Annotated in this window: 2 protein-coding genes; both read right to left on the bottom strand. The window is 73.0% G+C overall.

The window, feature by feature from the left end; translation table 11 throughout:
- The coding region (locus Pen02_RS33300; RefSeq protein ID WP_203870108.1) for a non-ribosomal peptide synthetase at positions 1 to 5,133 on the bottom strand (5,133 nt) is incomplete at its 3' end.
- Entirely contained in the window at positions 5,130 to 10,256 is a 5,127-nt protein-coding gene (locus Pen02_RS33295) for a non-ribosomal peptide synthetase (protein ID WP_203870107.1), read from the bottom strand. The genes Pen02_RS33300 and Pen02_RS33295, both read right to left, overlap by 4 nt.
- Between the last annotated feature and the right edge of the window lie 19 nt (positions 10,257 to 10,275).

Raw genomic sequence — 10,275 nt, 5'->3', positions numbered from 1 at the left:
GAGGCGGTCGAGGTCGGCCGGGACCGCGAGCGGCGTTCCCGGCTGTTCCGCGATGGTGGCCGCGTCCCGGTCGACCAGGACCCGCACCGGGATCTCGGGGAACCGGTCGGCGTAGCCGGAGCCGGTGACCACCACCCGGGCACCGGCGTCGGCGAGCATGTCGGCGATCCGGTCGGCCGGGTGGGCCGGGTCGAGCGGCACGTAGGCGCCACCGGCCTTCCAGACCGCCAGCATCGAGACGAGCAGGTCCGGGCCACGGTCCAGCAGCACTCCGACGACCGACTCCGGCACCACACCGCAGGCGCGCAGGTGCCGGGCCAGCCGGTTGGCTCGGGCGTCCAGTTCGGCGTAGCTGAGCCGCTGGCCGGCACACTCGACCGCCACCGCGTCCGGGGTCGCCGCCACCTGCGCGGCGAACCGCTCCGGCACGGCCGGGCCGACCGGCTCGGCGGTGGTGGTGTTCCACTCGACCACCAACCGTTGCCGCTCCTCGTCGGCGAGGAAGGTACCCCGGGCGTCGCCGTCCGGGTCGGCGGCCATCGCCTCCAGCACGGCCCGGTACATCGCGCCGATCCGGTCACCGTTGGCCCGGCTCAGCACCCGGGGGTTGACCGCCATCGTGACGTAGCCGAGCCGGACCGCCACGGCGAGCGGGAACTCGGTCGGGCTGTCGTCGATGCTGGCCATGTAGTCGACCAGTTCCCGGTCGACCTGGTCGAAGTCGTGGTAGCTGAACCGGACGTCCATCAGCCGCTGGCCGTCGCCGAACTCGCGCTGGATCTCCGGCATCGGGAACCGGCGGCGCGGCCAGATCTCCATCTCCCGGGCGTAGGTCCGCTCGACCAGTTCCAGCCAGGTCCGGGCGCCCCGGTCGTAGCCGAACGGCAGGCTGTTCAGGTACATGCCGTAGACGCGGTCGGCGCCGACGACCTCGGGGCGGCCGTGCAGGACCAGGCCGGTCAGGAACGACTCCTCGGCGGTGAGCTGGCTCATCACCTTCAGGTGGGCGGCCAGCAGCACCGTCTTCAGCGACGCCTTCGCCCGGCTGGCCAGGGCCCGCAGGTCGGACTCCAGGTCGTGGAACGGCACCCCGAGCATCAGCGACTCGCGCGGCGCGTCCGCGTCGCCCCAGCCGGTCGGCAGGGAGAACCGGGCGTACCGGCCGACGATGTCCCGCCAGTAGTCCCGGTCCTCCGCCGACGCCAGCGAGCGCAGCTCGGCACCGATGAAGTCGGCGAACCGCAGCGGCGGTGCCTCGACCGGTGCCGGGGTGGCGCCGTCCCGGATCTCCCGGTAGAGGTCCAGCACCTCCATCAGCAGCGAGTGGTGGCTCCAGCCCTCGATGATCGCGTGGCACTCGGTGACCGACAGCCACCAGGTCTTGTCGTCGCAGACGTGTGCGTAGAGCCGCATCAGCGCCGGCTGGGCCAGGTCGAAGACGTCGGCCCGCTCCACGGCGGTGAACTCGCGCAGCGACCGGTCCAGCTCGGCAGCGTCCAGGTGCCGCAGGTCCCGTTCCCCAACCGGCATCTCGGCGGTCGGGTACACCACCTGCATCGGCACCGAGAACGTGGTCAGGTCGATCGCGGTACGCAGCACCTCGTGCCGCGCCACCACGATCCGGGCCGCCTCGCGCAGCGCGTCCAGCGCGAACGGCCGCTCGTCGCGGATCCGGAACGACGTCACGTTGTGGTACGCGTGCAGCTCCCCGTCGGAGAGCATCTCCACGACCATGCCGGCCTGCACCCGGGACAGCGGGTACGCGTCGCTCGCCCCGGCCGGCACCTTCGCCCGGTCCTCGGCGGAGAGCAGCTCGAACGGCGCCACCAGGCGCTCCGCGGCGGCCGGCGCCGATCGGCCGTCGAGGATGCCGCACAGCTCGGCGACGGTCCGGTGTGCGAAGACGTCCCGCACCGAGACGTCCAGGCCGATCGCCCGCAGCTCCCCGACCAGGGCGACCGCCCGGATCGAGTGCCCGCCGAGGTCGAAGAAGCTGTCGGTGACGCCGACCCGCTCGACCCCGAGCACGTCCCGCCAGATCGCCGCGACCCGCTCCTCGACCGGAGTACGCGGGGCCACGTAGGTCTGCCCGCCGGAGAGTGCGGCCCGGTCGGGTGCGGGCAGCGCCCGCCGGTCGAGCTTGCCGTTGGCGGTCAGCGGGATCTTCTCCAGCGGCACGAACGCCGCCGGCACCATGTATTCCGGCAGGCCACGGGCGAGGAACTCGCGCAGTTCGGCCGGGCTCGGCGGCTCGGCGCCCTCGGGTACCAGGTAGCCGGCGAGTCGCTTGTCGCCGGGGATGTCCTCCCGGACCACCACCACCGCGTCCCGGACCCCGGGGTGCGACGCGAGGACGCTCTCGATCTCGCCCAGCTCGACCCGGTAGCCCCGGATCTGCACCTGGTCGTCGATCCGACCCAGGAAGTCGAGTCCACCGTCCGGCCGACGCCGCGCCAGGTCACCACTGCGGTACATCCGCGCGCCCGGCTCGGCCGCGAACGGGTCCGGAACGAACCGCTGCGCCGTCAACTCCGGCCGCCGCAGATAACCCCGAGCCACCCCCGGACCACCGACGTGGATCTCCCCCGGCACCCCGACCGGCACCAGGTTCCCGTACCCGTCCAGCAGGTAGATCCGCAGGTCGCCGAGGGGGTGGCCGACCGGGTTGCCGGGGTCGGTGATGTCCTGTGGGCGTACCTGGTGGAAGCTGGAGTGCACCGTCGTCTCGGTGATGCCGTACATGTTGAGCAGGGCGGGGCGGTCCAGTCCGAAGCGGTCGGTCCAGGGCGCCAGCTCGGCCATCTCCAGCTTCTCGCCGGCGAAGACCACGGCCCGCAGTTCCAGGGCGGCGAGTCTCGGATCGTCGTCCCGGGCGAAGCCGACCAGGCTGCGGAACGCCGACGGGGTCTGGTTGAGCACCGTGACCCGCTCCCGGACCAGCAGCTCCAGGAACTCGTCCGGCAGCCGGGTCACCTCCCGGGGTACCACCACCAGCCGGCCGCCGTAGAGCAGCGCGCCCCAGAGTTCCCAGACGGAGACGTCGAAGGCGTACGAGTGGAACAGCGGCCAGACGTCGGCGGCGGAGAAGTGGTAGTGCGTTTCGCCGACGGTCAGCAGCCGGAGCACGTTGGCGTGGGTCAGGCAGACGCCCTTCGGCCGCCCCGTCGACCCCGACGTGTAGATCACGTAGATCAGGTTCTCCGGACCGGAGACCGGGACCGGGTTCTCGGCCGGCTGCCCGGACAGGTCCTCCTCGTCCAGGTTCACCACCGTGCCGTCGAAGAATCCGCCGACCGTGCCCGCCAGCGACGACTGCGTCACCACCACCGACGCACCCGCGTCACCGACCATGAACCCGAGCCGATCCACCGGCTGCGCCGGATCCAACGGCAGATACGCCGCACCCGACTTCAGCACGCCGAGCAGCGTCGGCACCAGCTCGATGCCCCGCTCCAGGCAGACCCCGACCAACGACTCCGGACCCGCGCCCAGGGCGCGCAGCCGGTGCGCCAAGCGATTCGCCCGGACGTTCACCTCGGCATACGTCAACGACACGTCCTCGAAGGTCACCGCGACCGCGTCTGGGGCGCTCGCCACCCGCTCCTCGAAGACCTGGTGCACCGCCCGGGTCGGCGCGACCGCGTCGATCCGGAACGGGTCGGCGACCCCGGTGACCTCGGCCCGCTCCGCGCCGTCCAGCAGGTCGATCGTGGACAGTGCCCGGCCCGGGTCGGCGACCGCCGCCTGGAGCAGCCGGACCAGGTGCCCGCCCAGCCGGAGCACGGTGGACCGGTCGAAGAGCGCGGTCGCGTACTCCAGGTGAGCGCGCAGCCCGCCGTCGGCCGCCTCCTCGATCTGTAGCGTCAGGTCGAACCGGGAGACCTGGGAGAGCGCGTCCAGCGGGGCGACCGTCAGCCCCGGCATGGCGTACCCGCCGGCTCCGGCCTCGTGCATGGTGAAGGCGACCTGGAACAGCGGGGTACGGGACATGTCCCGCTCCGGCTGCAACTCGTCGACGAGCTGGCCGAACGGCACCTCCTGGTGGTCGAAGGCGGCCAGCACGGTCTCCCGGTTGGCGGCCAGCAACTCGCCGAAGGTAACGTCGCCGGTCCACCGGGACCGCATCACCACGCTGTTGATGCCGTACCCGATCAGCCGGGACAGCTCGGGCCGGTTGCGGCCGGACACCACCGTGCCGACCGGGATGTCGGTGCCACCGGTGTACCGGGACAGCACTGCCTGGTAGCCGCTGAGCAGCACCATGAACAGGGTCGCGTCGTGCCGGCGGGCGAGGTCGCGGAGCTGCCCGCCGAGCCCGGCCGGCAACTCCACCTCGACCACCGCGCCGGACCAGTCCCGGGTGGCCGGACGCGGCCGGTCCGCCGGCAGGTCCAGCGGCGGTACCCCGGCGAGCTGTCGCCGCCAGTAGTCCAGGTGCCGCTGGTGCTCCGCCTCCGATCGGTTGCGCTCCCAGGCGGCGTAGTCGGCGTACTGCACGGGCAGCGGGGCGAGGGTGCTCGGCCGGCCGGTGAGCGCGGCGGCGTACAGCTCGCTCAGCTCCTCGGCGAAAACCCCGACCGACCAGGCGTCGCAGGCGATGTGGTGGAAGACCACCACCAGCAGGTGCTCGTCGTCGGCCAGCTTCAACAGCCGGGCCCGGACCGGCCACTGGGTGGCCAGGTCGAACGGGTTCGCCGGCTCCTCGGCGGCCAACTCGAAGCCGCGCCGCTCCCGCTCCGCCTCGGGCAGGTCGGTCAGGTCCGACACCGCCAGCGCGACCGGACCGGCCGGATCGATCACCTGGACCGGTTCGCCGGCCACCAGCGCGTACCGGGTACGCAGGATCTCGTGCCGGCCGACCAGGTCGGTCAGTGCCCGGTGCAGCGCGGCGGAGTCCAGCGTGCCGCGCAGCCGCAACGCCAGCGGTACGAGGTATTCCCAGCTTCCCGGGTCCAGCCGGCTCAGGAACCACATCTGCTGCTGCCCGAAGGACAGCGGCAGCGGGCCGTCCCGGTCCACCCGGGTCAACGCCGCGCGGCGGCCACCGCGCAGCCGCCCGGCGAGCCGGGCCCGCAGCAGTTCCTCCCGGCCCGCCTCGGCACCGCGCTCGATCGTGCCCTCGCCCGTGCTCATCCCTTTTGCTCCTTCAGCAACTCCAGGCCGGCCAGCAGGTCGGAATCGGAAAGCTCGTCGATCTCCGCGCGGATCAACTCCTCGACCGCCTCGGCGATCCGCGCGATCGTGGGCCGCTCGAAGACGGTCCGGACCGGAAGGTCGACCTCGAACTCCTCCTGGATCCGGGAGGCGAGCCGGACCGCGAGGATCGAGTGGCCGCCGACGGCGAAGAAGTTCGTGTGCCGGCCGGCGTCGACGTCGAGCAGTTCGGCCCAGATCTCCGCGAGCCGCTCCTCGACCGGTCCATCGGGCGCGACGTGGTCCGCGGCGTCCGGCTCGGCGACCGTCCGGCCCGGCGTGGGCAGGGCGCGGCGGTCCAGCTTGCCGTTGGCGGTCAGCGGGATCTTCTCCAGCGGCACGAACGCCGCCGGCACCATGTAGTCGGGCAGCCGGCTTCCGCAGTGCGCGGCCAGGTCGGCGGCCGTCGGCGGCGTGTCGGCACCGGGCACGTAGTAGGCGACGATCCGCAGGTGACCGGGGTCCGGCTCGTCGGTCAGCAGCACCGCGTCCCGGATGTCGGGGTGCGACGCGAGGACGCTCTCGATCTCGCCCAGCTCGACCCGGTAACCCCGGATCTGCACCTGGTCGTCAATCCGACCCAGGAAGTCGAGTCCACCGTCCGGCCGACGCCGCGCCAGATCACCACTGCGGTACATCCGCGCACCCGGCTCGACCGCGAACGGGTCCGGCACGAACCGCTGCGCCGTCAACTCCGGCCGCCGCAGATAACCCCGGGCCACCCCCGGACCACCGACGTGGATCTCCCCCGGCACCCCGACCGGCACCAGGTTCCCGTACTGGTCGAGGAGGTAGATCCGCAGGTCGCCGAGGGGGTAGCCGACCGGGCTGCCCGGTGCGATGAGGTCTTCGGGGCGGACCAGGTGATGCGTGGTGTGCACCGTGGTCTCGGTGATGCCGTACATGTTGACCAGGGCGGGGCGGTCGCCGACCCGGGCCACCCAGGGGGCCAGCTCGGAGGTCTCCAGCTTCTCGCCGCCGAAGACCACCGTCCGCAGCGCCAGCCGGTCCAGCCGGGGATCGCCGTCCCGGGCGAAGCCGACCAGGCTGCGGAACGCCGACGGGGTCTGGTTGAGCACCGTGACCCGCTCCCGGACCAGCAGCTCCAGGAACTCGTCCGGCAGCCGGGTCACCTCACGGGGTACCACCACCAGCCGGCCACCGTACGCCAGCGCGCCCCAGAGTTCCCAGACGGAGAAGTCGAAGGCGTACGAGTGGAACATCGTCCACACGTCGTCGGCGGTGAAGCCGAACCTCGGGTGGGTGGTGTGCAGCAGCCGGAGCACGTTGGCGTGGGTCACGCAGACGCCCTTCGGCCGCCCGGTCGAACCCGACGTGTAGATCACGTAGGTCAGGTCCCCGGGGTGCGACATCGCCGCCGGGTTCTCGGCCGGCTGCCCGGACAGGTCCTCCTCGTCCAGGTTGATCACGCTGCCGTCGAAGAAGTCGGCCACGGTCCCGGCCAGCGACGACTGCGTCACCACCACCGCCGCACCCGCGTCACCGACCATGAACCCCAACCGGTCCACCGGCTGCGCCGGATCCAACGGCAGATACGCCGCACCCGACTTCAACACCCCCAGCAGCGTCGGCACCAACTCGATGCCCCGCTCCAGACACACCCCGACCAACGACTCCGGACCCGCACCCAGCGCACGCAACCGGTGCGCCAGGCGATTCGCCCGGACGTTCACCTCGGCATACGTCAACGACACGCCCTCGAAGGTCACCGCGACCGCGTCCGGGGCCAGCAGTACCCGCTCCTCGAAGACCTGGTGCAGGCAGCGGTCCGGGACACCGGTGCGGAACGGGTCCGTCCGGCCGGTGCCGACCAACTCGTCAACGGGGTCGAGGAAGTCCACCGCGCCGAGCCGCAGCTCCGGATCGGCGGTGACCGCCTGGAGCAGCCGGACCAGGTGCCCGCCCATCCGGTCCATCGTGGACCGGTCGAAGAGCGCGGTCGCGTACTCCAGCGCGCCGAGCATCGTGCCGTCGGCCTGTACCCGGACGAAGAGCGTCAGGTCGGTCTTGGCGATCTGCCACGCCTCGGTGAACGCGGCCAGGTCGTCCGCCCGGACGGCACCGCCGGTCAGCCCCTCGTCGTGCAGGTCGAACGCGACCTGGAACAGCGGGGTACGGGCCAGGTCCCGGTCCGGCTGGAGGTCGTCGACAAGCTGCTCGAACGGCACCGTCTGGTGCGCGAACGCGCTCCGGCAGACCTCCCGGGTCGCCTCCAGCGCCTCGCCGAACCGCATCCCTGCGGTCAGCCTCGGCCGGAGCACCAGCGAGTTGAGGAAGAAGCCGACCATGTTCTCCAGCTCGGGCCGGTTGCGCCCGGCCACCGGCGTGCCGACGGCGACGTCCCAGCGGCCGGCGTACCGGGCGAGCAGGGTGCCGAACGCGGTCAGCATCGTCATGTACGGCGAGGCGCCGTACCGCCGGCCCAGGTCGCGGATGGCGGTGGACAGCTCGGCCGGGATCTCGAACGGGGCGAGCGCCCCCCGGGGATCGCGCCGGGCCGGCCGGGAGCGGTCGGTCGGCAGCTCCAGCGGGGCGAGCCCGTCCAGGGTCGTCCGCCAGTAGGCCAGCTCGGCCGCCAGCACCTCCTCGGTCAGCCAGCCCTGCTGCCAGCTCGCGAAGTCCGGGTACTGCACCGGCTGCTCGGCAAGCTCCGGAGCCCGCCCGGCCGCGATCGCCGCACAGAGTTCCCGGAGTTCCCGCTCCAGCACCACCGACGACCAGCCGTCGCAGGCGATGTGGTGCAGGGTGAGCAGCAGCACCGACTCGCCGGCCACGCTCCGTCCGGCGGTCGCCGGGATCCGTACCGAGGTCGGCGGGGTCCGCGACGGCGTACCCGGGAACCGGACCAGCAGCGCCCGCCAGACCGGGCCGGTGGCCAGGTCGAAGCCGCGCTCGAACTCGGCCCGGAACACCGTCTCCAGGTCGGCGGGGTCGGCCTCGACCACCCTCGGCTCGACCGGTCCCGCCGGGTCGACCACCTGGCGGGGCTCGCCGGCCTCGTCGACGTAGCGGGTACGCAGGATCTCGTGCCGTTCGGCCAGCGCGGTCAGCGCCCGCCGTACCGTCGTCTGGTCGACCTCCGGGGCCAGCCGGACGAAGAGCGGGGCGACCCACTCGGTGTTGCCCGGCTCCAGCCGGTCCAGGAACCAGAGCCGGCGCTGCCCGAACGACAGCGGCAGCGGCCCGGTCCGGGGCACCGGCACCAGCGGCGGCCCGTCGTCGGCGGGCACCGCGATCAGCTTCGCCTGCTGCTCCACGGTCGGCGCGGCGAAGAGACCGCGCAGCGCGACCTTGCTGCCGGACGCCGCCCGGAGCTGGTTGGCCAGCCGGGTGAGCAGCAGCGACGAGCCGCCGAGCGAGAAGAAGTCGTCGTGCGCGCCGACCCGGTCCACCTTGAGCAGTTCCGACCAGGCGCGGGCGACCAGCCGCTCGGCGGTGGTACGCGGCGCCACGTACGGCGGGCGACCGTCCTCGGCGGCGGCGTCCGGTGCCGGCAGCGCGGCGCGGTCCACCTTGCCGCTGCTGTTCAGCGGGAACTCCGGCATCGCCACGAAGGCGGCCGGGATCATCGGGTCGGGCAGTCGGTCCCGCAGGAAGGTACGGAGCTGGTCGGCGCTCGGCACCCGCTCGCCGGTGACGTACCCGACGAGCCGCTTGCCGCCCTCGGCCGTGTCCAGCGCCAGCACCACGGCGGCGCTGATCTCCGGGTGGGCGACCAGCGCCGACTCCACCTCGCCCGGTTCGATCCGGACGCCGTTCACCTTGACCTGGTGGTCCAGCCGTCCGATGTACTCCAGGGTCGCGTCGGCCCGCCACCGGACCAGGTCACCGGTGCGGTAGAGCCTCGACCCGGGCGGCCCGTACGGGTCCGGCACGAACTTCTCGGCGGTCAGGTCCGGCCGGCCCAGGTAGCCCCGGGCCACCCCGACCCCGCCGGCGTGCAGTTCACCGGCGACCCCGATCGGCACCGGGTCACCGTCCGGGCCGAGGACCAGCACGCGCAGGTTGGCCAGTGGCCGGCCGATCGGCACCGGGCCGGTCGGCAGCGCCGGGTCGTACGGGTGTGCGGTCACGTCGATGGCGCACTCGGTCGGCCCGTACGTGTTCCAGAGCGTGACCTTGAGCCCGTCGGTGAGCCGCCGGCACAGCTCGGCGTGCAGCGGCTCGCCGGCCGAGAAGAGCAGCCGCAGCGAGGTGCAGTCCCGCCAGCCCGGGTCGTCGGCGAGCAGCCGGAGCACCGACGGCACGCCCTGGAAGACGGTGACGCCGTACCGGACGATCGCCCGGACCAGGGCGGCCGGGTCGTGCTCGGCGCCGACCGGGGCGAGCGCCACGGCGCCGCCGCTGACCAGCGGGGCGAAGAACTCCCAGCAGGCCGCGTCGAAGGTCAGCGCGGTCTTCTGGAGTACCCGGTCCCCCGGGCCGAGGCCGTGCTGTCGGACCGCCCAGTCGACCCGGTTGGCGATCGCCGCGTGGCTGACCATGACGCCCTTGGGTCGCCCGGTGGAGCCGGAGGTGTAGATCGCGTAGGCGAGGCTGTCCCCGGTCGCCGGGTTGGCCGGTGCCTCGTCGGACAGCCCGGCGAGTTCGGCCGAGATGTCGTCGAGGCGGACCACCCGGGCCCCGGTACCGGCCACCAGTTCGGCCTGGGCCGATCCGGTGAGTACGACTCCGGCGCCGGTGTCGGTGAGCACCCAGGTGGCCCGGTCCCGGGGGTGGTCCGGGCTGAGCGGCACGTATCCCGCGCCGGCCTTCCAGACGCCGAGCAGTGCGACGACCAGGTCCACGCCGCGCGGCAGGCAGACGCCGACCAGCGCGTCGGACCCGACGCCGAGCCCGTGCAGGTACCGGGCCAGCCGGTTGCTCCGGCGGTCCAGCTCGGCGTAGCTCACCTCGACGTCGCCGGCCAGTACGGCGACCGCGTCGGGCGTGGCCGCCACCTGGCGGGCGACCAGCGCCGGCAGGATGTTGGCGGACCCGGCGTCGCCCGCCGGCCCGCTGGAGTCGCCGACCTGGTCGGTCCGGCGTCGATCGGGGTTCATCGGGTGCTCCTCACCTCGT

It is taken from the genome of Plantactinospora endophytica (genome assembly GCF_016862915.1).
In the GTDB taxonomy this organism is placed as follows: domain Bacteria; phylum Actinomycetota; class Actinomycetes; order Mycobacteriales; family Micromonosporaceae; genus Plantactinospora; species Plantactinospora endophytica.
This window is presented reverse-complemented; position numbering and strand designations above follow the sequence as displayed.